The 24,707-nt window shown below is 67.1% G+C and carries 18 protein-coding genes and 1 riboswitch; of the genes, 3 read left to right on the forward strand and 15 right to left on the reverse strand.

What is annotated here, in order from left to right; translation table 11 throughout:
• Window positions 1-25 precede the first annotated feature (25 nt).
• The 10 genes from AC6CHP_RS06890 to AC6CHP_RS06935 form a co-directional block, all read right to left on the reverse strand.
• A complete protein-coding gene (locus tag AC6CHP_RS06890) occupies window positions 26-1,423 on the reverse strand; it encodes a hypothetical protein (RefSeq protein ID WP_498228750.1) in 1,398 nt (465 codons plus the stop codon).
• 7 nt (window positions 1,424-1,430) lie between these two features.
• On the reverse strand, window positions 1,431-2,084 hold the full coding sequence (gene nadD / locus AC6CHP_RS06895; RefSeq protein ID WP_268238412.1) for a nicotinate-nucleotide adenylyltransferase: 654 nt from the start codon (window positions 2,082-2,084) through the stop codon (window positions 1,431-1,433).
• A gap of 13 nt (window positions 2,085-2,097) precedes the next feature.
• A complete protein-coding gene (locus tag AC6CHP_RS06900; protein ID WP_104186060.1) occupies window positions 2,098-2,328 on the reverse strand; it encodes a hypothetical protein in 231 nt (76 codons plus the stop codon).
• Between the two features lie 77 nt (window positions 2,329-2,405).
• A complete protein-coding gene (locus tag AC6CHP_RS06905; RefSeq protein WP_498228753.1) occupies window positions 2,406-3,779 on the reverse strand; it encodes a glutamate-5-semialdehyde dehydrogenase in 1,374 nt (457 codons plus the stop codon).
• Window positions 3,780-3,805: 26 nt separating this feature from the next.
• Window positions 3,806-4,957, reverse strand: a complete 1,152-nt coding sequence (gene proB, locus AC6CHP_RS06910; protein ID WP_188729337.1) for a glutamate 5-kinase — start codon at window positions 4,955-4,957, stop codon at window positions 3,806-3,808.
• Window positions 4,947-6,536, reverse strand: a complete 1,590-nt coding sequence (gene obgE / locus AC6CHP_RS06915) for a GTPase ObgE (protein ID WP_498228755.1) — start codon at window positions 6,534-6,536, stop codon at window positions 4,947-4,949. The genes proB and obgE overlap by 11 nt, the downstream gene beginning before the upstream one ends.
• Before the next feature lie 115 nt (window positions 6,537-6,651).
• Window positions 6,652-6,915 (reverse strand): 50S ribosomal protein L27, encoded by a 264-nt coding sequence (gene rpmA / locus AC6CHP_RS06920; RefSeq protein WP_009372867.1) that lies wholly within the window; start codon window positions 6,913-6,915, stop codon window positions 6,652-6,654.
• 61 nt (window positions 6,916-6,976) lie between these two features.
• Window positions 6,977-7,285, reverse strand: coding sequence for a 50S ribosomal protein L21 (rplU, locus tag AC6CHP_RS06925; protein ID WP_066276623.1), 309 nt, complete (start codon window positions 7,283-7,285; stop codon window positions 6,977-6,979).
• A 264-nt stretch (window positions 7,286-7,549) separates the two neighbouring features.
• Window positions 7,550-9,007: a bifunctional hydroxymethylpyrimidine kinase/phosphomethylpyrimidine kinase gene (gene thiD / locus AC6CHP_RS06930; protein ID WP_498228852.1), complete on the reverse strand. Its 1,458-nt coding sequence runs from the start codon at window positions 9,005-9,007 to the stop codon at window positions 7,550-7,552.
• Window positions 9,008-9,116: 109 nt separating this feature from the next.
• Window positions 9,117-9,214, reverse strand: a riboswitch (TPP riboswitch).
• Window positions 9,215-9,433: 219 nt separating this feature from the next.
• Complete coding sequence (locus AC6CHP_RS06935; RefSeq protein ID WP_498228758.1) at window positions 9,434-12,955, reverse strand: Rne/Rng family ribonuclease; 3,522 nt, start codon at window positions 12,953-12,955, stop codon at window positions 9,434-9,436.
• Between the two features lie 439 nt (window positions 12,956-13,394).
• Between AC6CHP_RS06935 and AC6CHP_RS06940 the strand changes: the two genes are divergently transcribed.
• Window positions 13,395-14,066 (forward strand): vitamin K epoxide reductase family protein, encoded by a 672-nt coding sequence (locus AC6CHP_RS06940; RefSeq protein WP_104186066.1) that lies wholly within the window; start codon window positions 13,395-13,397, stop codon window positions 14,064-14,066.
• Window positions 14,067-14,129: 63 nt separating this feature from the next.
• Here AC6CHP_RS06940 and ndk read toward each other — a convergent pair whose 3' ends face one another.
• From ndk to ileS, 4 genes are read right to left on the reverse strand one after another with little or no spacing between them, the layout of a single operon-like run.
• Window positions 14,130-14,549 (reverse strand): nucleoside-diphosphate kinase, encoded by a 420-nt coding sequence (gene ndk, locus AC6CHP_RS06945; protein ID WP_188729332.1) that lies wholly within the window; start codon window positions 14,547-14,549, stop codon window positions 14,130-14,132.
• 39 nt (window positions 14,550-14,588) lie between these two features.
• Complete coding sequence (locus AC6CHP_RS06950) at window positions 14,589-15,053, reverse strand: DUF4233 domain-containing protein (RefSeq protein WP_104186068.1); 465 nt, start codon at window positions 15,051-15,053, stop codon at window positions 14,589-14,591.
• 4 nt (window positions 15,054-15,057) lie between these two features.
• Entirely contained in the window at window positions 15,058-16,416 is a 1,359-nt protein-coding gene (locus AC6CHP_RS06955) for a bifunctional folylpolyglutamate synthase/dihydrofolate synthase (RefSeq protein WP_498228761.1), read from the reverse strand.
• A 3-nt stretch (window positions 16,417-16,419) separates the two neighbouring features.
• Window positions 16,420-19,752: an isoleucine--tRNA ligase gene (gene ileS / locus AC6CHP_RS06960; protein WP_498228763.1), complete on the reverse strand. Its 3,333-nt coding sequence runs from the start codon at window positions 19,750-19,752 to the stop codon at window positions 16,420-16,422.
• Between the two features lie 332 nt (window positions 19,753-20,084).
• Here ileS and AC6CHP_RS06965 point away from each other — a divergent pair, with 332 nt between their 5' ends.
• Window positions 20,085-21,164 carry an endonuclease/exonuclease/phosphatase family protein gene (locus AC6CHP_RS06965; protein WP_498228765.1) on the forward strand — a complete coding sequence of 360 codons (1,080 nt, stop codon included), beginning with the start codon at window positions 20,085-20,087 and terminating at the stop codon, window positions 21,162-21,164.
• 3 nt (window positions 21,165-21,167) lie between these two features.
• Here the strand turns inward: AC6CHP_RS06965 and AC6CHP_RS06970 are convergent, their stop codons facing one another.
• Entirely contained in the window at window positions 21,168-21,926 is a 759-nt protein-coding gene (locus AC6CHP_RS06970) for an SDR family oxidoreductase (protein ID WP_498228767.1), read from the reverse strand.
• 115 nt (window positions 21,927-22,041) lie between these two features.
• Here AC6CHP_RS06970 and valS point away from each other — a divergent pair, with 115 nt between their 5' ends.
• Complete coding sequence (gene valS, locus AC6CHP_RS06975) at window positions 22,042-24,663, forward strand: valine--tRNA ligase (RefSeq protein ID WP_498228769.1); 2,622 nt, start codon at window positions 22,042-22,044, stop codon at window positions 24,661-24,663.
• Window positions 24,664-24,707: the final 44 nt, after the last annotated feature.

Consider the following 24,707-nt stretch of genomic DNA (forward strand, 5'->3'; position numbering starts at 1 on the left):
TCCGTTGCCGGCCGGCTGTTGGTGATCAACGGGACATGCCGTTGATGATCAGGATGACGCCTGAGACCAGGGCCACGATGCCCAATGCCAGGACCAGGAACTGCAGGACCCTGGTCCTGTTCGCCCGTGCAAGTCCCGCCGTGGCTGCGTCCAGGGGATCCAGGCCGTGGGCGGACGAAGCCGGGATCCGGGGCAGGTCCTCGAAGAGGTCGTCTCCCTGGGGCTCTTCAATAACCGCCGCCTGCGGGACCTCCGCGGCCCGGGCAGCAGCTTCAGCCCTGGCGATCACCTGCGAGCGGCCGGGTCCGGCATCAGCAGGGGCAGTGCGCTGGGAGCCCGGTGAGCGCCGCTTCTTGGTACCGGAAGGCGTCACCTTGCTTCCCGGGCGTGTGGTGACCGGTACGTGCGAGGTTGCGGGCGGCTTCATGACGGGCCGGTCGATGCCGGGGACCTGCACGAATTCCAGCGGCGTGACCATGGCCAGGTTGCTGGCAGTAGAGGGGGCGGGGCGCGGTCCGGCCGCCGGCTTCCCGGCCTGGTCCTTCGTGCCGGCGTCCCCGGGAAGCTTTCCGGTATCCCGCGAACGTCCCTGGAAGGGATCTTTCGGAGGGGTTGCCGGAGCCGGGGGAATTGTGGGAGCTCCGGCCTGCTCGGCCAGCTTTTGCTTGGCCATGGCCCGGCGGTTCATGACCGCCGCACGTTCCGCCAGGGCAATTTGCTCGGCGAGGATCTCCGGATCAACCGCTTCGGGATCCAGGGAAGCGATGTGCTCCATTTTGGCGATCTGGTTCTTGGCCTGCTCCGCGAGCAGGGACCGGGCCGCCAGCGCCTGTTCCACAGTCATGCCCTCGGGGCCCGGTGAACCGGCCTTAGCGCCAGGGGTGGTTGTACGGCCCTGACGGGCCTGCTCCCCCGCGCCGGCGTTTGTGGGGTCGGCGGACGGGTCACTGCCCTGGCTGCTGCCGCTGTGCCTGTCCTTGTGGCCGTTGTCCGTGTGGCTGACGCCATTCCGGGGCCCGTCCGCGGAACGCTGAGGAGTGGAAGCCGGCGGCACAACGGGGTTGGCCGCAGTCAGCGCCTGTTCCTTGAGCTGCTGGAGGCGGAGCTGCCGACGGGTGGGAGGACCACCGGCGGAGAGCTGGCCTTCCTTTTCCTCCAGTTCCTTGATGGCGCGAAGGGTTGCACGGTCCCGCGCCCGGATCTGGGATGACCGCTGGGTGCTGGCCTGCCCGGCGGCCGCTCCGGCGGCACCGGGTCCCGAGGGGGCCTCGGGTCCCGAGGGGGCAGCAGCACCCGGCGCACCAGCATCCGTCTTCAGGGCAGGCTGGAGCTGCTCCGTGCCCTTGGAAGCAGACTCCTGCTGGGCGTCCCTGGCCTTCCGGAGTTCCCGGCGGCTGCGGATGGGGGGCTGTTCCTGACTCATTGAGAACTCATTCAGTACTGGCTGGTTCACGTGCTAGGGACGGTGGGGTATCGGCTTCCGCGGCGGCTTCGTACAGGCCGTACTTGGCGATGTACTGCACGACGCCGTCCGGTACCAGGTACCAGACCGGATGGTTCGCGGCCACGCGCGCGCGGCAGTCCGTCGAGGAGATGGCCATGGCCGGGACCTCCAGGAGGCTGACGTCATCGCGTCCCATGCCGTCCAGGACATGCCCGGGCCTGGTGACCCCGACGAAATGGGCCAGCGACCACAGTTCGTCGATGTCCTTCCAGGAGAGGATCTGTGCCAGGGCGTCCGCCCCGGTGATGAAGAAGAGGTCGGCGTCGGGGCGCTGGGCCCGGAGGTCGCGAAGGGTATCGATGGTGTACGTGGGACCTGGCCGGTCGACGTCCACCCTGCTGACCGTAAAGCGCGGGTTGGACGCCGTGGCGATGACGGTCATCAGGTAGCGGTGCTCGGGTTCGCTGACGTGCTTGTGGGACTTCTGCCACGGCTGGCCGGTGGGGACGAAAACCACCTCGTCCAGGTCGAATTCCGCTGCCACCTCGCTGGCAGCCACCAGGTGGCCGTGGTGGATGGGATCGAACGTCCCGCCCATCACGCCCAGCCGCAGCCTGCCGTTGGCACCCGAGCGGTGCAAAACGCGGGAAATGTTAGTGGCCCTGCCCGTGGTCGTGCTTGTTCGGGTGCTGGCGGTGCGGATCCGCGTGCTCCTCGGTGGCCGTGTGGCGGTTGCCGAGGTTGGAGTAGGACAGGGTGATGAACATCATGACCAGCAGGATGGCGAAGATGACCACACCGAAGACCCACGGCTCAGCCCACAGCGGCGCGAGTTCGTGTTCTTCGCCTTCGGCGACGGACGTGGCAATCTGCTGGAACAGCATGTTCTCCCCTTGGGCTCAAACGATTGTGGCAGCGGAAAGCTCCGCCGTTTCTGGCTTCTGGTCTATGTTACCGTGCGCTACCCGCGCACCTGGCCCTCGCCCTGCACGATCCACTTCGTGGTGGTGAGTTCGGTCAGCCCCATGGGACCGCGGGCGTGCAGTTTCTGGGTGGAGATGCCCACCTCGGCGCCCAGCCCCAACTCCCCGCCGTCGGTAAACCGGGTGGACGCATTGACAATGACGGCCGCGGAATCCACCTCGGCAATGAAACGCTCGGCGTTGGACAGGTCATTGGTGAGGATGGCCTCGGTATGGCCGGTAGACCAGGTGCGGATGTGGCTGACTGCCTCGTCGAGGCTGTCCACCATGGCAACCGCAAGGTCAAGGTCCATGTATTCGGTGGCCCAGTCCTCGTCGGTGGCCGGTTCCGACTCGATGGAGGCAGGAAGGGCGGCGCGGGTGCGCTCATCGGTGTGCAGCCGGACGCCGGCCTTGCGCAGGGCGGCCGCCACGGCAGGAAGCACGCGTGAACCGGAGTGGACCAGGAGCGTCTCCACCGTGTTGCAGACGCTGGGCCGTTGTGTCTTGGCGTTCAGGAGGATCTCCACCGCCATGTCCTCGCTGGCCGACTCGTCGATGAAGATGTGCACGTTCCCCTCACCGGTTTCGATGACGGGGACGGCGGAGTTGGTGACGACGGTCTGGATCAGCTCGCGGCCGCCACGGGGAATCAGGACGTCCACCCTGCCACGGGCCTTCATCAGGACGTTGGCGCCGGCGCGGCCATACTGGTCGACCGTCTGGACCGCGTCGGCGGGCAGGCCCACGGATTCGAGCGCTTCGCGCAGTACCCGCACCAGCACCTCGTTGGTTGCCTGGGCGGCGCTGCCGCCGCGCAGGATCACGGCGTTGCCGCTCTTGAGTGCCAGTCCGGCAATGTCCACCGTGACATTCGGCCGTGCTTCGTAGATGGCGGCCACCACGCCCATGGGGACGTTGACCTGGCGGAGGCGCAGGCCGTTGGGGAGCGTCTGCCCGCGCACAACGTTGCCTACGGGATCGGGCAGGTTGGCCAGGTTTTCCAGGGCCGCCACCAGGCCCGCGATGCGGGTTTCCGTCAGGGTGAGGCGGTCCAGCATGGCAGCGGAGGTGCCGTTGGCCTTTCCTGCCGTCACGTCCATGGCGTTGGCGGTGAGGATGGATTCAGTGCTCTCCTGCAGGGCGGTGCCTACTGCGCGGAGGGCGCGGTCCTTCCATGCCCGGTTGGCCATGGCCATCCGCCGCGCCGCGTGGCGGGAACGGTCGGCGATGGCGTGCACTGCTGCCTCGACGTCGCCGGACGACAGCGCAATGTCAGCCGGGACCGGTGCTGCCGATGACTCAACGGGCTGCGTGGCGGCAGCGGTGTGTCCGGAATTTTCGGCAGTCTTGTGGATCAGGGCCTCAGTCATGTTCCAAGTTTAGGCGAGCCCGAAGCTCAGACCAGCACCAGGTCGTCAACATGAACAACTTCACGGTCATAGCCGCTGCCCAGCGCCTCACCGAGGTCCCTGGTGGACCGGCCCAACATCTGGGGCAGCTCCGCGGACGAGTAGTTCACCAGTCCGCGCGCAACCACCGTACCGTCGGCACCTGCTATCTCCACGGCGTCGCCCGCTTCAAAATCACCGTGGACGGCGGAAATGCCTGCAGGCAGCAGTGACGTGCGGTGGTGGCGGATGGCCTTCACGGCGCCGTCGTCCAGCACGAGCCGCCCCTGGACGGAGGCCACGTGCGCCAGCCAGAGAAGGCGCACAGGCTTCCGGGCGCCGTTGACCGTGAACCAGGTGCCCACGTCCTCGCCGTTAAGGGCCGCGGCGGCGTTGGGCGTGGAAGTGACCAGGGCATGGATGCCTGATCCCGCAGCCATGGACGCTGCCTCCACCTTGGTGAGCATGCCGCCTGTGCCGACGCCGGCCTTGCCGGTTTTGCCAATGGAGACGCCGTCGAGGTCGTGTGCCCCTTCCACAAGCGGGATCCGCTTCGCGCCAAGGGACGGCGGGCCGTCGTAGAGGGAGTCGACGTCGGACAGCAGCACCAGCGCGTCGGCGCGGACCAGGTGGGCCACGAGGGCAGCGAGCCGGTCGTTGTCGCCGAAGCGGATTTCATGCGTGGCTACGGTGTCGTTTTCGTTGACCACCGGGACCACGCCGAGGCTGAGCAGCCGGTTGAGTGCGCGGAACGCGTTGGTGTGCTGGCTGCGGCGCATCAGGTCTTCGGCGGTGAGGAGCACCTGGCTGACCGTCACGCCGTGGGCACCGAAGGCCTGGGTGTAGCGGGCCATCAGCAGGCCCTGGCCCACGCTGGCGGCCGCCTGCTGGGTGGCGAGGTCGCGGGGCCGCTTGGCGAGCCCCAGTGGTGCGAGGCCCGCTGCGATGGCACCGGAGGAAACCAGGATGATCTCTGTCCCGGTGTTGCGCTTGGTGGCCAGCGCGTCCGCGAGAGCGGTCAGCGATTCTTCCGAGATGCCGCCCTTGATGCTGGTCAGCGACGACGAGCCCACCTTGACCACGATCCGGTGCGCGTTGGCCAGCACGCTCCTGTCCACGGACCGCGCCAGCGGTTCCGCGGACGCAGCCCTAGATGTCATCGTCTGCGCCCAGTCCACTCTCCTTGAGCGGCTTGGCAACCCTGCGGCTGCTCACGGATTCGGTCCAGATGCCGGCCTTGCGCTCCGCTTCGAGTTCGGCGCGGGCAGCGGCCTTGGCGTCCTTGCGTTCCTGCTGCTCGTCACGTTTCTGCCCACGTGTGGGTCGGTCGCCGATGTCGGCGAAACGGACGTCCGTACCGCGGGGCGAGGCCAGCAGTTCGGCTCCTGCCATCATGGTGGGCTCCCAGTCGAACACGACGCCGTCGTCCTCGCCGATAACAACCGTATCGCCGGGCTTGGCGCCCTGCTTGAACAGTTCCGTTTCCACACCGAGCTTGGCCAGGCGGTCGGCCAGGTAGCCGATGGCTTCCTCGTTGGTGAAGTCGGTCTGCTTGACCCAGCGCACCGGCTTTTCGCCCAGCACGCGGAACAACGGCTCAAGGCCCTTCTCCTCCCGGCGAATCCGGAAGCCGGTTTCGTTGACGGCGCGGGGCTTGATGACCACGGGCTGGACCTTGGGCGGCGCGGCTGCCACCGCGTCCCGGGCTGCCTGCACGATTTCGGCCATCGCGAAGCCCAGCTGGCGCAGGCCCTCGTGGCTGGTTGCCGAGATTTCGAAGACCCGGTAGCCGCGGGACTCAAGTTCCGGCCGGACGAATTCTGCCATGTCCTTGCCGTCGGGCAGGTCCACCTTGTTCAGGGCCACGAGGCGGGGGCGGTGGTTCAGCGGAACCACTTCGCCGTCCTGGCCTGCGTAGCTCATGTCCACGGCGTACTTTTCCAGCTCGGCCTCAATGACGGCCAGGTCCGAGAGCGGATCGCGGTCTGCCTCGAGGGTGCCACAGTCCAGGACGTGGACCAGGGCCGCGCAGCGCTCCACGTGGCGCAGGAAGTGGTGGCCCAGGCCCTTGCCTTCGCTGGCGCCTTCAATCAGCCCGGGCACGTCGGCAATGGTGAAGCGGACGTCGCCGGCCTGCACAACGCCAAGGTTGGGGACCAGTGTGGTGAACGGATAGTCGGCGATCTTGGGGCGGGCCGCGGACATGGCCGCGATCAGGCTCGATTTTCCGGCGGACGGGAAACCCACCAGGGCGATGTCCGCAATGGACTTCAGTTCCAGGACGACGTCGCTGGATTCGCCTTCGATGCCGAGCAGGGCGAAGCCGGGCGCACGGCGCTTCTGGGAGGAGAGCGCGGCGTTGCCCAGGCCGCCGATGCCGCCGGCCGCCGCAACGTATTCAGTGCCTTCGCCCACGAGGTCCGCGAGGACGGTGCCGTCCTTGGACTTGACCACGGTGCCGTCCGGGACGGGAAGGATGAGCGTCTCGCCGTGCTTGCCGCCGCGCCAGTCGCCCATTCCGGGGCCGCCGTTGGTGGCATGGCGGTGGGGTGCGTGGTGGTAGTCGAGGAGCGTGGTGGTCTGGTGGTCCACGCGAAGGATCACGTCGCCGCCGTTGCCGCCGTTGCCGCCGTCGGGCCCGCCCAGCGGCTTGAACTTCTCGCGGTGGACGGAGACGCACCCGTGGCCGCCGGTACCGCCGGATACGTGCAGTACTACCCGGTCTACAAAGCTGGCCACGTGGATCTCCTCAGTGCTGTTTCCTGGACGCCCGGGGCGCCAAGATGATTGTAATGCGGTTAAAAGAACAGTGGAGCGGACCATATGGCCCGCTCCACCGCTTCAGATCTGGTTGTTACTCTGCGGCTGCAGCAGCAACGATGTTGACGACGCGACGACCGCGGCGGGTACCGAATTCAACGGCGCCCGGGGTCAGTGCGAACAGGGTGTCGTCGCCGCCACGGCCAACGCCGGCGCCCGGGTGGAAGTGGGTGCCACGCTGGCGGACGATGATCTCGCCGGCGGAAACTACCTGGCCGCCGAAGCGCTTGACGCCAAGGTACTGTGCGTTGGAGTCACGACCGTTGCGAGTGGAGCTCGCGCCCTTTTTATGTGCCATCTGAAATGCCTGCCTCTAAATTCTGGGGAATCTGCTGAAAAACCTGAACAGTAACGGAAGGTTACTTGATACCAGTGATCTTGACCTTGGTCAGTTCCTGGCGGTGACCCTGGCGCTTCTTGTAACCGGTCTTGTTCTTGAACTTCTGGATCACAATCTTAGGACCACGGAGGTCCTGGAGGATCTCAGCCGTAACAGTTACCTTGGCCAGGTCAGCAGCGGCGGAGGTGACCTTGTCACCGTCAACCAGGAGCAGTGCGGGCAGCTGAATGGTGCTGCCAGCTCCACCGGCGACGCGGTTCAGGGTAACGAAGTCTCCAACGGAAACCTTCTCTTGGCGGCCGCCTGCGCGGACAATCGCGTACACCACTTGGGAACTCACTTCTCTCGACGTTTATTACAAATTTGCGTGCGGAACCCGGTTCCATGATTGGGTGGGCTCTCGCTGTGCCTCAACGCCGTGGGGTCATAACCCAAGTGTTGGCGTAAGCACCGAAGATCTAGAATACGCTAGTTTTGGCTTCGGCCGCAAATGAGGCTGGTTCCGGCGGGTTGTCTGTGATAGGCACCACAGCCCAGGTCCACGCCCTTACCTGTGCCCCACCATAGTACCGGCGGGACGCGCCACCAGGTGTCAGGAATGAATGCGCGGCGCGTCGAAAAAGTCCACTTCGAGGCGGCAGGACTGCCTGAACGCCGTCACCATGGCATCCCGGTCCCCCGCGGAAGCAGCGCGGCCGGCCCCGTCCACCATGGCAACCGCCGTGCGGGTGGCGGCAACGAAGTCCTCGTCCGCGTATGTGCGCAGCCACTCGGCGTAGGGGTGGCCGCCTGGTTCCCCGGCAGCCACGAACTGGGCGTGGAGTGTTGTGCCCACCTCGGCATACAGCCAGAAGCAGGGCAGGACTGCTGCGGCCAGCACCGCGTAACTGCCCGACGCCGATGCCGCCGTCAGGTGGTCCACGTAGGACTTGGTCACGGGTCCCAGCTGCGGCTCAACGGTCCGTGTACTAAGCCAGGAGCGGTGCAGCTCAGACTCCACCTCCAGGCACTGTGCGGCGGAACGTGCCCAGAAGAGCTGCTCCTCTTCGGTGGGGGCCAGTGCACTTGTCCGCGCGAGCACCCGTGAGTAGCCGTTGAGGTAGATGGCGTCCTGGGCGAGGTAGTAGGCAAACTCCTTCTCCGGCAGGCTGCCGGAAACCAGGCCGCGGATGAAGTCCAGCGCGTAGATGTCCTCGAGGTCCTTTGCGGCGCCCGCCCAGAGCTGCGCCGCGAAGCTCCCCTTCCCGCGCACCGCGGGCACGTGATGGAAGTGGTGCACGGGCCCATTGCCAGTCCCCACCTCCAGGGTCTCCGAGGCCTCCAGCGCGCCGGCAAGCCAGGGCTTGACCTCGCGCAGGGCTGCCTCCCAGTCCCCCACCCGGGCCTGGACCGTGGCCATGGCCGCCGACAGGGAGCATCCGGTGCCGTGGCTGTTCACTGTTGCCACCCGCTGTCCGGGAACCACCACCACGTCCCTGGACAACAGGCCTGCGGTGTTAACGAGGGCGTCGGGGCATTCGGCCCCTACGAGGTGCCCGCCCTTGACCAGAACCGTGGCTCCCGTGGCGGCGGAAAGATTCCGGCCCTGTTCCAGGGCGCCTTCCCAGGTCTCCTGCACGTCGCCGCCCACAAGCATGGCGAGTTCAGCCAGGTTGGGCGTGATGAGGTGTGCCAGCGGCAGCAGGCCGCGAAGCGCGGCTTCGGCGGATTCCTGGAGGAGCCGGTCGCCGCTGGTGGCCACCATGACAGGGTCCAGGACCACGACGGCGGGACGCACCTTTTCGAGCCACGCACGGACGGCGTCGATCACCCCGGCATCGCCCAGCATTCCGATCTTCACGGCGTCGATACTGATGTCGTCGCTCAGGGCATCGAGCTGCTGGGTGAGGAAGTTGGCGGGGGGAACGTGGACGCCGCGCACGCCGCGGGTGTTCTGTGCTGTGAGGGCGGTGATGGCGGCCATTCCGTAACCGCCGTGGGCGGCGATGCTTTTCAGGTCCGCCTGGACGCCGGCCCCGCCGGAAGGATCGGATCCGGCAATGGAAAGCACCCGGGGCGTGTCGCGGTACTCGCGGGCGGGGGCTGCAGAGGCAGAAACAGCTGCGGGCCCGGGAGCAGGCGCGGGTGTGCCCTGGCTGGTGGCAGTGGGCAGTGCAAAGGTGGAAGACAAGAGACATCCCTTCGCCGGTACTAGCCGGACAGGTTCAACGGGTCTGGATCTCAGCCGGCTCTCTGCGCGGCACCCCGTGTCGGTTCCCCAGCCTAGCTTTTTTGCGGTCCACAGCGTGAAGGTGACACAGTGCGACCGGAGCGGGGTGGATCGCCGGTGTCCAATACCGGGTGTTCACGAGCGCTGCGGAACGCGCCTTAAATGACGGATGCCCGGCCGGCCACTGTCTGTGGCTGGCCGGGCATCCGGTTAATGCCCGCCCTGGGTTCGGGATTCCAGGAGCTCCGTTCCTGGCAGCTCCAATTCCTAGAGCTCTGAGGCAGGGACCCCGACGCCGAGGATAATCGGGGCGTCCGGCCGCTTGTCGCCGGCCGGCTTTGAGGCAGCCGCCTGGTCCGCTCCCGGTGCCTTGGCGGCGTGGGAATGCCCGGCCGCGGCGGCGGGAACGTTCTCGTGCTGCTGGACCGAGGTCTCGTTGGCTGCTCCCTGTGCGCGGCTGGCACTGCGATTGCGGCGTGCCCTGCGCGGGCGTGACTGCTCCAGGGTGTGGTCGGAGTAGTCCTTCTCCGCTGCGGCAGCCACCGGCCGCTGCTGCGGCTGGACGTTGGCCGGTTCCCGCTGCTCCGGGGCCTGCACCGGCTCGGGGGTCCGCTCCGGGGCAGGAGCCTGCTGGGGAGCCTCTTCAGCCCCACGCTGTACCGGCTGCCGCGCCGGCGTTTCGGCCGGCGTGCCGGCTGTCGGGGAGGGCTCGCCCAGGTGGGCGAAGGCTGCAGCCAGGCGGTCCAGGGTGAGCGCAGGCTTTGGCTGCTGCTCCTCTGCGTGCTCCACGAAGGGCAGGACGACTTTCTCCCCGCCAAAGGTCAGGACGGCAGCGGGCCTGGACGCATCGCCGTCGTGCTTCTCCGTTTCAGCCGGCACTGCGGGCTGGGCCTGCGTTGCCTGCCTGGCGGCGGCCAACTCGTCGTCATGCAGGTGGGCTGCATGGGCAGCCGCCGCGATGTTGGCAAGGGCCAGCCTGGTGGCCTCCGCTTTCGCATGCCGCTCGGCGTCCGTCGGATCAGGGTGGACCGTGTGGACGTGGACGGCAGCTGCCGGGGCTGCGTCCGGCTGCTGGCCGCCGCGGCCGCGGCGGCGCTTCCTGTCAGGACGGACACCCGGCTGGCTGCTGTCCGTGCGCTGAGCCTCGATGCGGTTGCCCTCGGCGCGTGCTTCCGGGCGGTGCTCGGAACGCTGCACGTGATGCTCGGCAGCCACAATGTTGGCGCGGCGGTGTTCCACCGGGTCATCGTGGGTGACCACGCCGCGGCCGGCGCAGGCTTCGCACTGCTCGCCGAACACCTCAAGGAGCCCCGTGCCCATGCGCTTACGGGTCATCTGCACCAGGCCCAGGGAGGTGACTTCCGCAACCTGGTGCTTGGTGCGGTCACGGCCCAGGCACTCCACCATGCGCCGCAGGACCAGGTCCCGGTTGGACTCAAGGACCATGTCGATGAAGTCGATGACAATGATGCCGCCGATGTCGCGGAGGCGGAGCTGGCGAACTACTTCCTCTGCAGCTTCCAGGTTGTTCTTGGTGACTGTTTCTTCCAGGTTGCCGCCGCTGCCGGTGAACTTGCCGGTGTTGACGTCCACCACGGTCATGGCTTCGGTACGGTCGATCACCAGCGAGCCGCCCGAGGGCAGGAAGACCTTCCGCTCCAGGGCCTTGTGGATCTGCTCATCGATCCGCCAGGCACTGAAGATGTCCTGGTCCTTGGTCCACTTCTCGAGGCGGCCCACCAGGTCCGGGGCGACGTAGGTGACGTACGCCTCGATGGTGTCCCAGGCTTCCTCGCCTGAAACGATCAGCTTGGAGAAGTCCTCGTTGAAGACGTCGCGGACCACCTTGATAGTGAGGTCCGGTTCGCCGTAGAGCAGCTCCGGGGCAAGGATCTTGGTGGACTTCGACTGGCTTTCGATGCCCTCCCACTGGGCACGCAGCCGGTTGATGTCGTGCGTCAGCTCTTCCTCGGAAGCGCCCTCCGCAGCCGTACGGACAATCACGCCGGCGTGCTCAGGAAGGCGGTCCTTGAGGATCCGCTTCAGGCGGTTGCGTTCGACGTCGGGCAGCTTCCGGGAGATGCCGGTCATGGAGCCGCCGGGAACGTACACCAGGTAGCGGCCGGGCAGGGAGATCTGGCTGGTCAGGCGCGCGCCCTTGTGGCCCACCGGGTCCTTGGTCACCTGGACCAGGACGGTGTCGCCGGACTTCAGCGCGTTCTCGATGCGGCGCTGCTTGCCCTCAAGGTTGACCGCCTCCCAGTTGACCTCGCCGGCGTACAGCACGGCGTTGCGGCCGCGGCCGATGTCCACGAAGGCAGCTTCCATGGACGGCAGGACGTTCTGGACCTTGCCCAGGTAGACGTTGCCGATCAGGGAGTCCTGCTGGGTCTTGGACACGAAGTGCTCGGCCAGGACGCCGTCTTCGAGGACAGCGATCTGGATTCTGTCGTCGCGCTGGCGGACGATCATCTGCCGGTCCACGGATTCCCGGCGTGCCAGGAACTCGGCTTCGGTAATGACGGTACGGCGGCGGCCGGTATCGCGTGATTCGCGGCGGCGCTGCTTCTTGGCTTCCAGGCGGGTGGAGCCCTTGACGCTGGTGACGCGGTTGTTCACGGCCGGCTCGCTGACGGCGCGCGGGGCGCGGACCCGGGTGACCGTGTTGGGCGGATCGTCGTCTTCCCCGCCCGTGAGTTCGAGGTCCTGGTCGCCACGGCGGCGGCGGCGGCGGCGACGGGAGGTCACGCCTTCTTCGGCCTGCCCGGCGGAGTCCTCATCAGCGTCCTCGGCGGCGTCGCTGTCTGCAGCAGCGGCGCTGTCGGCATCTTCACCGTCACGCTCGCCGGCCCTGCTGCGGCCGCGGCGGCCGCGCCCGCGGCGCCTCCGGCGGTTGCCGGCGTCGTCCGAATCGTCCTCGGCGTCGTCCTCCTCGGCTTCCTCAGCTGCTGCCGGTGCGGGCCGGACGACAGTGCTGAGGTCCGGAGCCTGGAAGAGTACCGACGTGGGAGAACCCGGTTCCATGAAAAGGGACCCGAACGGGCCGGCGGGGGCTGAAGACCCGGCAGCGCCGGCCTCGGTCCCGGCAGGAGAATTGGCGTCGCCTGTACCGGAAGGCTCGACGGCGGACGTGGGCTGTGCGGAATCGGTGGTGGCTTTGGCGGCGGGTGCCTGGGCTGCAGCCTCAGCTGCTGCTTCAGTGCCGGCGGACGCATCGGCGGCGGCCGGTGCAGTGCTGGCGGCCGCCGCAGCGGTGCCGGGCGCCGCGGGCTCAGCTGACGCGGTGTCAGCCGGTGCGGTCTCGGTGGGTGCGGTATCGGTGGGTGCGGTCTCGGCCGGCGCAGGCGTCCCTGCCGGCGTTTCCTCCGCGACGGCGACGGCGGGGGCGGACGTCTTGCGGGTGGCAACCCGGCGGCGGCGGACGGGCTTCGATTCTTCCGCGGCAACCTCTGCAGGCCCAGCGGCAAGCGCCTGCTGCGCGCCGTCGTCGGTGGCGCTGTTGGTGCCCCCGGCTTCAGCGCCGGCCTCCGCAGCAAAGACGGGAAGCGGCTCGGCGGTCTCGACTTTCTTCCGCGAACGGCTCCGGCGGGCGGGCGCCTTGGCTTCGTCTGCCGCAGCTTCTGCGGCCCCGGCCTCTGTGGTGACGGCGTCGGGGGCAGCCTCAGTGGCCACGGCCTCGCCGGTTTTTGGAGCGGCCTTCCGCCGGGTCCTGGGGGCCTTCTTGGGCGCGGAGTCGGCGTCCACGGACGCTGCTTCATCGTTAACGGCTAAAACTTGTTCATTATCCATATGTGGCAACACTCCTGCCCCTGACGTACCGCCACATCCGGCACCCATTGGGGCACATATTGTCAAAACCCGCAGGCGTTGACAGAAGTCAAGTGGATACCCCCAGGTTCGCACCGGCAGTGGGGTGCGGCAGCCCGTGGGGGCCGGCAGGATGTTCCAGAACCCGTTGTTCCACACGCCACAACCAGGTGCCGCCCCATGGAGTTGCGGAGTTCGGATCGAAGAATCCAAAGCCTGCGCTGCTCATCATGGGCGGTCTTGCGAACAAGCTGTCGGACTGGACTCCGAATGTGGATCGGGTTCCAGCCACGTTCATTCTCTCATACCCCGGCTATTCCACGGCGGAAGCAGCAGCACTTGTTCCCCTTCCTGGAAGGTCTTTCCAGCGTCCGGCGTTACAATCGGGCAAGGACCACCCGATGAAAAGGACGCCTTGCCAATGCCCAGCATCTCCCCCTTGAGCGGCACCCACGCGCCGGAACGGACTGTGGATCCGGACAGCAGTACAGCCGGAGCCCGCCCGCCGATGACCCGTGACCGGCCGCTCGGCTGGCTGATGGTCATTACCGGGATAATCGGCTGGCTGGCCTCCGGAACCCTGGTGCTGGAGAAACTGGAGGTCCTCAAGGACCCCAACCACACCACGGTGTGCGACGTGAACCCGTGGATCTCCTGCGGCCAGGTGATGCAGACGTGGCAGAGCTCGCTGTTTGGCTTCCCCAATATGTTTATCGGCATCGTGGCGTTCGCCATCACCATCACCGTGGGCATGTCACTGCTGGCCGGCGCCCAATTTGCGCGGTGGTACTGGCTGGGCCTGCAGGCCGGGGTCACGCTCGGTTTCGCGTTCGTGGTGTGGCTGTGGTCCCAGGCCCTCTACGTCATCCACATTCTGTGCCCGTTCTGCATGGTTGTCTGGGCGGCCATGATCCCGCTCTTTGTCTGGGTGACCATCCGGAACATCAGCGCCGGGGTCATCCCTGCCCCCGCCAACGCCGCCCGCATCCTGGGTGACTCCGGCTGGATCATCACCGCCCTGCTGTACGTGGCCGTCATCGCCACCATCTTCTTCGCCTTCATCCAGGTGTTCGCCGGAACCTCAGGATTCTAGGCCTGCTGACGGAAAAAGCCCCTGGTTCCGACGAACCAGGGGCTTTTTGCTGTCCCTGGGCTGTCAGCCCTGGAACCAGATCTTGATCTCACGCCCTGCGGATTCGGCGGAGTCGGAACCGTGGACCAGGTTCTGCTGGACCTTCAGGCCCCAGTCGCGGCCGAAGTCGCCGCGGATGGTGCCTGGGGCTGCCGTGGTGGGGTCGGTGGTGCCGGCCAGCGAACGGAACCCCTCGATGACACGGTGGCCCTCGAAGATGGCCGCCACCACGGGTCCGGAGAGCATGAACTCCACCAGGGGCTCGTAGAAGGGTTTGCCCACGTGCTCCTCATAGTGCTGCTCCAGGAGTTCGCGTGAGGCGTCAACCTTCTTCAGCTCAGCCAAGGTGTAGCCCTTGGCTTCGATCCGGGCCAGGATGGCGCCGGTAAGGTTGCGGGCGACGCCGTCGGGCTTGATCAGGACGAGGGTGCGCTCAGTAGTCACAACTGCTCCAATGCGTTGGTAAGGGGTTTCGGGTCAAGTCTACGGGGACTGCGGCTGCTGGCCGGGCCCGGCCCCGTCCGGATGGGCGGCTTCCCAGGCAGCCTGTTCGCGGGCCCGTTCCCCGGCTTCCCGATCCAGCCGGATTCCTGTGCGGATCCCGTACCACCACGCCGCCGCGAACAGGGTGCCCACCAGGAACATGGCCGGCTCGAAGATCCCGGTGAGGATCAGGACCAGCTGAAGGATCCAGCCCAAGCCGATGCCCCAGGGCTTGGTGAGGAAGGCGCACGCAACAATCATCACCACGCACAGCGCAATCCCCACCCCCAGGATGACCGCCGGCGGGAACTCCCCCCGCCGCAGGCCGAACACCGCCAGGGTGGCGAAGAACATCACGAAGGCTTCCAGCAGGAGGACCGTGGAAGCGAACATCACCTTGGTTGAGCGGCGCTTCTTGGGCATGCCCGGCCGCCACTCGCGCTGCGCTTTGGTTAACTTGGCCATGGAATCAGGCCTCCGTCTTTCCGAGCAGGATCCGCGCCTCGGCCACGAGCGTGATGGAGCCGGTGACCAGCACTCCCCCGGAGAGGTCGTCATTGGCTTCGGCGCGTTCCACCGCCCATTCAAGGGCATCGTCGAGCTTTTCGGCGATGTGCACGTTGTCCTCGCCGAAGCCAAGCTCAACCGCCAGTTCGGCCAGCTCAGCTGCCGGCACGGCCCGCGGGGAGTTCGACTGCGTGAAGCAGAACTCCTCCGCCATCCCGCCCAGGGATTCCTTGAGCTGGCGGAGGATCTCCTCGGCGTCCTTCTCCTTGAGCACTCCGACCACCGGGACAAGCCTGGTGAAGGTGAAGGCTTCCTGCAGGGCGGCTGCGGAGGCCTTGATGCCGTCCGGGTTGTGGGCAGCGTCCACCACGATGGTGGGAGCTGTCCGCACCACTTCTAGGCGGCCCGGCGACGTGACATTCGAGAAGCCTTCCTGGAGCACCTCGAAGTCGAGTTCCTTTTCTCCCCCGAAGAAGGCTTCCAGAGCCGCCACGGCCACCGCGGCGTTCTGTGCCTGGTGGGCGCCGTGCAGCGGGACCAGCAGTTCCGGGTAGCGGCCGGCGCTGCCCTGGATGCTCACCACCTGCCCGCCCACTGCCACGGTCCGGGATTCGACGCCGAATTCCACGCCCTCGAAGCGGAACGGCACCCCCACGTCCTTGGCCTTGTCCAGCAGGACCTGGGCAGCGTCCAGAGGCTGGGCGGCACTGATGAGGTAGCCGCCGGGCTTGATAATGCCGGCCTTTTCGTACGCGATGTCCTCCGTGGTCTCACCCAGCAGGTCCGTGTGGTCCAGCGAGATGGGGGTGATCACGGAAACCTGCCCGTCCCCAACGTTGGTGGCGTCCGTGATGCCGCCGAGGCCAACCTCGATCACGGCCACGTTGACCGGCTGGTCCGCGAAGATGGCGAAGCCCAGGATGGTGAGGCATTCGAAGTAGGTGAGCCGCGGTTCGCCTGCAGCCTCGAGCTCGGAGTCGACGATCTGCAGGTAGGGGCGGATTTCGTCCCAGATGCGCACGAAGGTCTCGTCGGGGACCGGGTGCCCGTCGATGCTGATCCGCTCCGTCACCTTGGACAGGTGCGGGCTGGTGTACCGTCCGGTGCTCAGGCCGTGGGCCCGCAGGACGGATTCGATCATGCGGGCGGTGGAGGTCTTGCCGTTGGTCCCGGTGACGTGGATGATCGGGAACGCCTTGTTCGGCTCGCCCAGCACATCCATCGCCCGGAACAGCGGGGCCAGCCGCGGCTCCATCTTGTTTTCCGGCGCCCGGCCCAGCAGTTCGGCGTAGACGCTCTCTACGGAAAATTCATCAGTCATGGATCAGGCCTCTACTTTTTCGACGGCAACGGCCGGCTCTGCGGCGTCCCCGGGTTCCGCCGTGAGTTCCACGGACAGGGTCTCGCCCTTCACCAGGCCGGCGTTGGCCAGCAGGGCGTCGACGACGTTCTGCTGCGCCGTGACGGTGGTCCGGATCCGGTCGCTGACATTGAGTCCGGCGTCCTTGCGCGCCTGCTGGATGGCACGGACCATGTCGCGGGCCAGGCCTTCCGCCTCGAGCTCAGGAGTGACCTCGGTGTTGAGGACCACGAACCCGCCGCCGGGCAGGACCGCCACCGCTTTGGTGGCAGCGGCAGCACCGCCGTCGGACTCTGCCACGACGGTTTCCAAGGTGTATTCCTGCGGCTCCAACTCCAGGCCGCCCGCGGTGACCACGCCTGCCTCGGACACAGACCAGTCGCCTGACTTGGAGCCCTTGATGGCTTGCTGGACGTTCTTTCCCAGGCGCGGGCCCGCGGCGCGGGCGTTGACCACGAGTTTCTGCTGGATCCCGAACTCTTCCGGCGAGGCCGTGGCAGCATCCAGCAGCCTGACGGAGCGGAGGTTCAGCTCATCTGCGACGACGGCGGCAAAACCTTGCAGCGCATCGGCGCCGGGTGCCACGACCGTCAGTTCCTGCAGCGGCAGGCGGACGCGAAGGTTCGCAGCCTTGCGGAGCGAGGAGCCCGCGGAGCAGATCTGCTGGACCTTGTCCATGGCCTGGACGAGGTCCGGGTTGGCGGGGAACAGCGCAGCGTCCGGCCAGTCTGCCAGGTGGACGGACCGTCCGCCGGTGAGTCCGCGCCAGATCTCTTCCGACACCAGCGGCAGCAGGGATGCCGCTGCGCGGGACACCGTTTCCAGTGCGGTGTAGAGCGCATCAAAGGCGTCCCGGTCCTCGTCGAAGAACCGCTGGCGGCTCCTGCGGACGTACCAGTTGGTGAGCATGTCCAGGTAGCTGCGCAGCGCGTCGCAGGCACCTGAGATGTCGTAGTCGTCCAGCCGTTCGGTCATGGTGCCGACCAGTTCGCCGGTGTTGGCCAGCAGGTACTGGTCCAGGGTGTCGGCGTAGCCGTCGTAGCGCAGCTTCGCATCGTAGCCTGAGCCGCCGGCCGCGGCGTTGGTGTAGAGCGTGAAGAAGCTGTACACGTTCCACAGCGGCAGGATGACCTGGCGGACGCCGTCGCGGATTCCCTGCTCGGTGACCACCAGGTTGCCGCCGCGCAGGATGGGGCTGGACATGAGGAACCAGCGCATGGCATCCGAGCCGTCGCGGTCCAGCACCTCGGAGACGTCCGGGTAGTTGCGCAGGCTCTTGGACATCTTCTGCCCGTCCGAGCCCAGCACGATGCCGTGGCTGATGACGTTCCGGAAGGCCGGCCGGTCGAACAGGGCCGTGGAGAGGATGTGCAGCATGTAGAACCAGCCGCGGGTCTGGCCGATGTACTCCACGATGAAGTCAGCCGGGTTGTGGGTGTCGAACCAGGCCTCGTTCTGGAACGGGTAGTGGACCTGGCCGTACGGCATGGAGCCGGAGTCGAACCAGACGTCCAGGACGTCCTCCACGCGGCGCATGACGGACTGGCCCTCTTCGGGCGTGCGGGGGTCGTCCGGGTTGGGCCGGGTGAGTTCGTCGATGAACGGGCGGTGCAGGTCCACCTGGCCGTCCTTGTTCAGCGGCAGGCGGCCGAAGTCCGCCTCGATCTCGGCGAGCGAGCCGTAGACGTCGGTGCGGGGATATTCGGGGTCGCTGGACTGCCACACCGGGATGGGGCTGCCCCAGTACCGGTTGCGGCTGATGGACCAGTCGCGGGCGTTTTCCAGCCACTTGCCGAACTGGCCGTCCTTGACGTTGCCGGGGATCCAGTTGATCTCCTGGTTCAGTTCGGACATCCGGTCCTTGAACTTGGTGACTTCCACGTACCAGGAGGAGACGGCGCGGTAGATCAGCGGGTTGCGGCAGCGCCAGCAGTGCGGGTAGCTGTGCTCGTAGCTGGCCTGCTTGACCAGCCGGCCCTGGGCGCGCAGCACCTGGGTGATGGGCTTGTTCGCCTCGAAGACCTGCAGGCCCACGATGTCATGCAGGTCGCCGTGCTTGAAGAGGGGGAGGAATTTGGCGCCCTCGTCCACGGACAGGACTACCGGGATGCCGGCTTCCTCACAGACTTTTTGGTCGTCCTCGCCGTAGGCCGGAGCCTGGTGCACGATGCCGGTACCGTCGGTGGTGGTGACGTAATCGGCAACCAGGAAGCGCCAGGCGTTCTCCATGCCGTACTTTTCGTTGTCCGCGAAATCGCTCCACAGCGGCTGGTACGCCAGGCCTTCCAGCTCGGCGCCGGTGTGGGTGGAAACAACAGCGGCCTGGGCGGCCTCGAAATCGTCGTAGCCCAGGTCCTTGGCGTAGTTGCCCACGAGGTCCGCGGCCAGCAGGAAGCTGCCCGAGACGGGCGCGTCCGCAGAGGCCGCCTTGATTCCGTTGGGTCCGGCCGGCAGCACGGCGTAGGTGATGGAAGGGCCGACGGCGAGCGCGGCGTTGGTGGGCAGCGTCCATGGCGTCGTGGTCCAGGCGAGGGCCTGGACGCCGGAGAGCTGCCGGGACAGGTCCGACTCCCCTGCCGTGATGGGGAAGGTTACCGTGACCGTCTGGTCCTGGCGGTTCTTGTAGACGTCGTCGTCCATGCGCAGCTCATGGTTGGACAGCGGCGTCTCGTCCTTCCAGCAGTACGGCAGCACGCGGTAGCCGTTGTAGGTCAGTCCCTTTTCGTGAAGCTGCTTGAACGCCCAGAGGACGGACTCCATGTACTCCACGTTGAGGGTCTTGTAGTCGTTGTCGAAGTCCACCCACCGCGCCTGGCGGGTCACGTAGTTCCGCCACTCGTCGGCGTACTTCATCACCGAGGCACGGCAGGCGTCGTTGAACTTGTCGATGCCCATGGCTTCGATCTGGGTTTTATCGGTCATCCCCAGCTGCTTCATGGCCTCCAGCTCGGCGGGCAGGCCGTGGGTGTCCCAGCCAAACCGGCGCTCAACGCGCTTCCCGCGCTGGGTCTGGTAGCGGCCCACCAGGTCCTTGGCGTAGCCGGTGAGGAGGTGCCCGTAGTGGGGCAGGCCGTTGGCGAAGGGCGGGCCGTCGTAGAAGACGAACTCGTTGCTGCCGGGCTCCCCGCCCGGCGCATCCGCGCTCCGCTGGTCGATACTGGCCTGGAAGGTGCCGTCCTGGTCCCAGTACTTCAGGATGCGCTCTTCGATCTCCGGAAACTTCACGGAGGCGGAAACGGCGGCACCGCCGCTGGACGAAGGGCCGGTGGAGGCTGACGCCTTGGGGTAATACGACATGTCGACATCCTGGGTTGAGCTTGGCGAACTGCCGGCTTGCGCCTTCTGTTCCGTTCAGGATGCGAGGACGGATCCTGTGGCGTCCGTCCGGACCCCACGCTCACCGCGGTACCACCTCACTTACCGGCGCTGCACGTTTCCCGGGGGGAACGTGTGCCGCGACGGCCACTCATTACTGCTGTGACGGGCTTACCCGTCCGGTTCTACTGGCGCGTGCCCCTGTTGTTCTGCCAGGGCGGTCCGCGTGTTCTTCCGGAAGCTCACCGGTGATTGCCGGGTCATAGCCTTTTGAGTCTACTATTTCCGGGCCCGGGCCACCAATAATGGAACCTATGCGAGAGTACGGGGCCGGGGTGCGCGGCGGCAGGCCTCGCCGGCCGTGGTCCCGGTGGTCGGCTGCCGCCGTCGTCCTGGCCATGCCGGGTGCTGCCCTGGTGTTCCTGCGCATGGTTCCGTGGGACGTCGGCACCCCCTGGGTCCAGCTTCTGGCCCTCTTTCCCGCGGGGCTGATCACAACGACGGCGGCACTTGCTGCCGCCGTCGTCCCCCTCTTCCGTAACACCGGACCCCGCAGGGCCGTGGCCGCTGCCCTCGTGGCGGCGCTGCTGGCCGTACAGCTCGGCTGGGTGCTGGACCGCCTAGTGCCGCCCGGCACGCTGGCCACGCCGCCGTCCGGAAACGTGCAGCCGGCAAACGTCAAGTTCCCTGCCCCGTCAACGGACCTGGCCCCGGGGCCCGTGCTGACAGTCATGGCGGTGAACGTGGGGTACACGGGTGTGGACCCCGGCGCCCTGCTGGCAGAGGTCAGGAACCGCAATGTGGACGTCCTGGCCCTGCCGGAGCTTGCGCCCGCCGGCCTGAAGGCACTGGATAAGGCAGGGCTGGGGACCCTGCTGCCGTCGCGCGCCACGGATGTGGACTGGGACAAGGTTGGAAGCGCCCTCTTCTCGCGGTTCCCCCTCGAGCAGGTGGAACGCGTGCCCGGCTCGGCCTTCCATCAAAGCCGCGCCGTGGCCGGCATTCCCACCGCCTCCGGCCCGGTGCACCTGACGGCGGTCCACGTGGACTCACCGCGCAGGGGGCACATCACGTCATGGCGGGAGGAGCTGCGGCAGCTGGGCGAACTGTGGCAGGCGCTGCCGGACAGCCGGCTTGCCATCCTGCTGGGCGACTTCAACGCGAGCGCGGACCACGGTGAGTTCAGGGATCTCCTGGCCACGGGGCTGTCCGACGCCGCGCAGGTGACCGGCAAGGGGCTAGCCCCCACGTGGCCCGTAAATTCACCGGCCCCGGCTTTCGTGGCCATCGACCATGTCCTGGTCAGCCCCGGCATCGAGGTGGTGGACTTTGACGTGGTCACGCTTCCGGGAACGGACCATGCCGCGGTGGTGGCGCGCCTGGTCCTGCCCTAGGCGCTAGGCCTTGCGGATGAGCTTGTAGTTGGAGGCCTGCGCCACCGGCCGGATGACGATCTGGTCCAGGTTGACGTGGTGCGGAGCGCTGACCGCATAGCGGACCACGTCGGCGACGTCGCCGGCCGTGAGCGGCTTCTCCACGCCCTGGTACACCTTGTCCGCTGCCTGCCGGTCACCAAACCGGTTCAGGGCGAACTCCTCGGTCTGGACCAGCCCGGGTGCCACTTCGATCACGCGGACGTTGTGCTCGGCTTCCTCCAGGCGCAGTGCCTCCGTCAGGGCACGCTGGGCGAACTTCGCCGCGTTGTAGCCGCCACCGCCCTCGTACGCCGCCAGCCCGGCAGTGGAGGTCAGGTTCAGTATTGTCCCTTCGCCGTTGGCCCGCAGCATGGGCAGGAACGCCTTGATGAGTTTCATGGTGCCCAGCACGTTCACCCGGTACATCCACTCCCAGTCCCCGGTGCTGGCGGAGCCGATGGTGTCCGCGCCCCTGGCGCCGCCGGCGATGTTGACCAGCGTGTCGATTCCCCCCGCCTCGGTCACCTGCGACACAAGCCGGGACACGTCGTCGTCCTCGGAAATGTCGGCGGGGAGCGCGACGGCGCCGGTCTCCTTCTCCAGTTCGGCCAGGCGGTCTGCGCGGCGCGCCACGGCAAACACCTTCCAGCCGTCCGCCGCCAGGGCGCGGACAGTGGCCTCTCCGATTCCGCTGCTCGCGCCGGTCACCAAAGCTGCCTTCTTCTGCGAAACGTCAGTCATGGCACCACCATAGCGGGACGGCACGAGGGACGACGCCGACTTTCCCGCCAGGGGGAACTCGCGCCCGGCGCCGCAGCGGGCGGGCGGACAGGCCCGGACATGAAACAATTGGCACATGGCTGAAGACACGCAGGGTACAGACACGCCCACCACCGCCCCCATCAACGTTCCGGACAAGCCGGCCCTCGAAGGCCTCGAAGCTGCCCTCACGCAGCGATGGCTGGCCGAGGGGACCTACAAGTTCGACCGGGAAACCACCCGGGACAAGGTCTACTCGATCGACACTCCCCCGCCCACGGCGTCCGGATCGCTCCACGTGGGGCACATGTTCTCCTACACCCAGACGGACGTGCTGGCACGCTACCAGCGGATGACGGGCAAGAACGTCTTCTATCCGATGGGCTGGGACGATAACGGCCTGCCCACCGAACGCCGGGTGCAGAACTTCTACGGCGTCCGCTGCGACCCTTCCATCCCGTACAACCCCGACTACCGGCCGCCGGCGCAGCCTGCGAAGAACCAGCGGGACTTCGACGTCGTCTCCCGCCGCAACTTCATCGAACTGTGTGAAGAGCTGGCCGTTGAGGACGAGAAGGTCTTCGAAAACCTTTTTCAGACCCTAGGCCTGTCCGTGGACTGGGAGCTCACTTACCGCACCATCGACGACAACTCGCGGGCAGTCTCCCAGCGCGCCTTCCTGGCCAACCTGGCCGCGGGCGACGCCTACATGGCAGAGGCACCCACGCTCTGGGACGTCACGTTCCGGACCGCCGTGGCGCAGGCGGAACTCGAGGACCGCGAGATGCCCGGCGCCTACTACCGCTACCCGTTCTTCACCGAGGACGGGGAGAAGATCTACATCGAGACCACCCGTCCGGAACTGCTGGCGGCCTGCGCCGCCCTGGTGGCGAATCCGGACGACGAACGGTACCAGCCGCTGTTCGGCAAGAAGGTCACATCCCCCCTGTTCGGCGTGGAGGTTGAGGTCAAAGCGCATCCGCTCGCGAAGGCGGACAAGGGCTCCGGCATCGCCATGGTGTGCACGTTCGGTGACCTCACCGACGTCACCTGGTGGCGCGAACTGCAACTGCCCACCCGGGCCATCGTGGGCCGCGACGGACGGATCGTCAGCGAGGCGCCTGAGTGGATCACCACCGACATCGGCCGCGAAGCCTTCGCCGCGATTGCGGGCAAGACCGTCTTCAGCGCCAAGGAAGAAGTGGTGAAGCTCCTGACCGCCGCCGAACTGCTCGAGGGCGAGCCCAAGAAGATCGTGCACCCCGTGAACTTCTATGAAAAAGGCGACAAGCCCCTTGAAGTGGTCACCTCCCGCCAGTGGTACATCCGCAACGGCGGCCGGGACGAGGACCGCCGCGAACGCCTGATCGCACGCGGGCACGAGATCGACTTCCACCCCGCCTTCATGCGCTCGCGCTACGAAAACTGGATTGCCGGCCTGAACGGCGACTGGCTGGTGTCCCGCCAGCGCTTCTTCGGCGTGCCCATCCCGGTCTGGTACCCGTTGGATGCCGACGGCAACCCGGACTACGACTCCCCCATCGTCCCGTCCGACGAGCAGTTGCCCGTGGATCCGGCTGCGGACGCAGCTCCCGGGTTCGACGAATCCCAGCGCGACGTTCCCGGCGGCTTCACGGGCGACGCGGACATCCTGGACACCTGGGCCACGTCCTCCCTCACGCCCAAGATCGTTGGCGGCTGGAAGCGCGACGAGGACCTCTTTGGCAAAGTCTTCCCCTTTGACGTCCGCCCGCAGGGCCACGACATCATCCGGACCTGGCTCTTCTCCTCCGTGGTCCGCGCGGACGCCCTGGAGAACAGCGCCCCCTGGAAGCACGCGGCCATCTCCGGCTGGATCCTGGACCCCGACCGCAAGAAGATGTCCAAGTCCAAGGGCAACGTGGTGGTACCCACCGACGTGCTGGAGGAGTACGGCTCCGATGCCGTCCGCTACTGGGCTGCCTCCGCAAAGCTCGGAGCCGACACGGCCTACGAGATTGCGCAGATGAAGATCGGCCGGCGCCTGGCCATCAAACTGCTGAACGCATCCAAGTTCGTCCTGAACCTGGGCGCCACGGAAGACTCCGTGCTGTCCACCGACCTTTCCGTCCTGGCCAATCCGCTGGACCGGGCGGTCCTGTCGCAGCTGTCGGAGGTAGTGGCCCAGGCCACCAGGGCCTTTGACAACTACGACTACGCACGGGCGCTGCAGATCACGGAAAGCTTCTTCTGGCAGTTCACGGATGACTACGTGGAGCTGATCAAGGACCGGGCCTACGGCGCCGCCGGTGAGGCCGAACAGGCTTCGGTGCTGGCAGCACTGGCCACCACCCTGGACACCCTGCTGCGGCTCTTCGCGCCTTTCTTGCCCTTCGCCACCGAAGAGGTGTGGAGCTGGTGGCGCAATGGCTCCGTCCACCGCGCCCAGTGGCCCGCACCGCTGGATGTCCCGGGCGGCGATACCGCCATGCTCGCAACAGTTGGGGTGGCCCTCAGCGGCGTCCGCAAAGCCAAGTCCGAAGCGAAGGTCAAGCAGCGCACCGAGGTCCTTACTGCGACCATCACGGCGCCGGAAGCACTGACCGCGCAGCTGCAGGCCGGCCTGGCTGACCTGAAGGCAGCCTCCAACGCCCGCGAGATCATCCTGGCGGTAGGCGAGGGCGAGCTGAGCGTCAGCGACGTGGCACTTGCTGCGACGGAAGAGCCGGCGAAAGCGTAGCGCACGTCCGGCCCTGTTTCAGGGCAAAGGGGAAGCCCCATCAG

The organism is Pseudarthrobacter sp. GQ63, assembly GCF_059758765.1.

Excerpts from the sequence above, each read along its gene's own strand:
- AC6CHP_RS06940 (WP_104186066.1), top strand. The coding sequence starts at position 13,395 with ATGCCCAGCATCTCCCCCTTGAGCGGCACCCACGCGCCGGAACGGACT.
- AC6CHP_RS06965 (WP_498228765.1), top strand. The coding sequence starts at position 20,085 with ATGCGAGAGTACGGGGCCGGGGTGCGCGGCGGCAGGCCTCGCCGGCCG.
- AC6CHP_RS06950 (WP_104186068.1), bottom strand. The coding sequence starts at position 15,053 with ATGGCCAAGTTAACCAAAGCGCAGCGCGAGTGGCGGCCGGGCATGCCC.
- AC6CHP_RS06900 (WP_104186060.1), bottom strand. The coding sequence starts at position 2,328 with ATGCTGTTCCAGCAGATTGCCACGTCCGTCGCCGAAGGCGAAGAACAC.
- valS (WP_498228769.1), top strand. The coding sequence starts at position 22,042 with ATGGCTGAAGACACGCAGGGTACAGACACGCCCACCACCGCCCCCATC.
- ileS (WP_498228763.1), bottom strand. The coding sequence starts at position 19,752 with ATGTCGTATTACCCCAAGGCGTCAGCCTCCACCGGCCCTTCGTCCAGC.
- AC6CHP_RS06955 (WP_498228761.1), bottom strand. The coding sequence starts at position 16,416 with ATGACTGATGAATTTTCCGTAGAGAGCGTCTACGCCGAACTGCTGGGC.
- rpmA (WP_009372867.1), bottom strand. The coding sequence starts at position 6,915 with ATGGCACATAAAAAGGGCGCGAGCTCCACTCGCAACGGTCGTGACTCC.
- AC6CHP_RS06890 (WP_498228750.1), bottom strand. The coding sequence starts at position 1,423 with ATGAGTCAGGAACAGCCCCCCATCCGCAGCCGCCGGGAACTCCGGAAG.
- AC6CHP_RS06970 (WP_498228767.1), bottom strand. The coding sequence starts at position 21,926 with ATGACTGACGTTTCGCAGAAGAAGGCAGCTTTGGTGACCGGCGCGAGC.
- AC6CHP_RS06935 (WP_498228758.1), bottom strand. The coding sequence starts at position 12,955 with ATGGATAATGAACAAGTTTTAGCCGTTAACGATGAAGCAGCGTCCGTG.
- proB (WP_188729337.1), bottom strand. The coding sequence starts at position 4,957 with ATGACATCTAGGGCTGCGTCCGCGGAACCGCTGGCGCGGTCCGTGGAC.
- AC6CHP_RS06905 (WP_498228753.1), bottom strand. The coding sequence starts at position 3,779 with ATGACTGAGGCCCTGATCCACAAGACTGCCGAAAATTCCGGACACACC.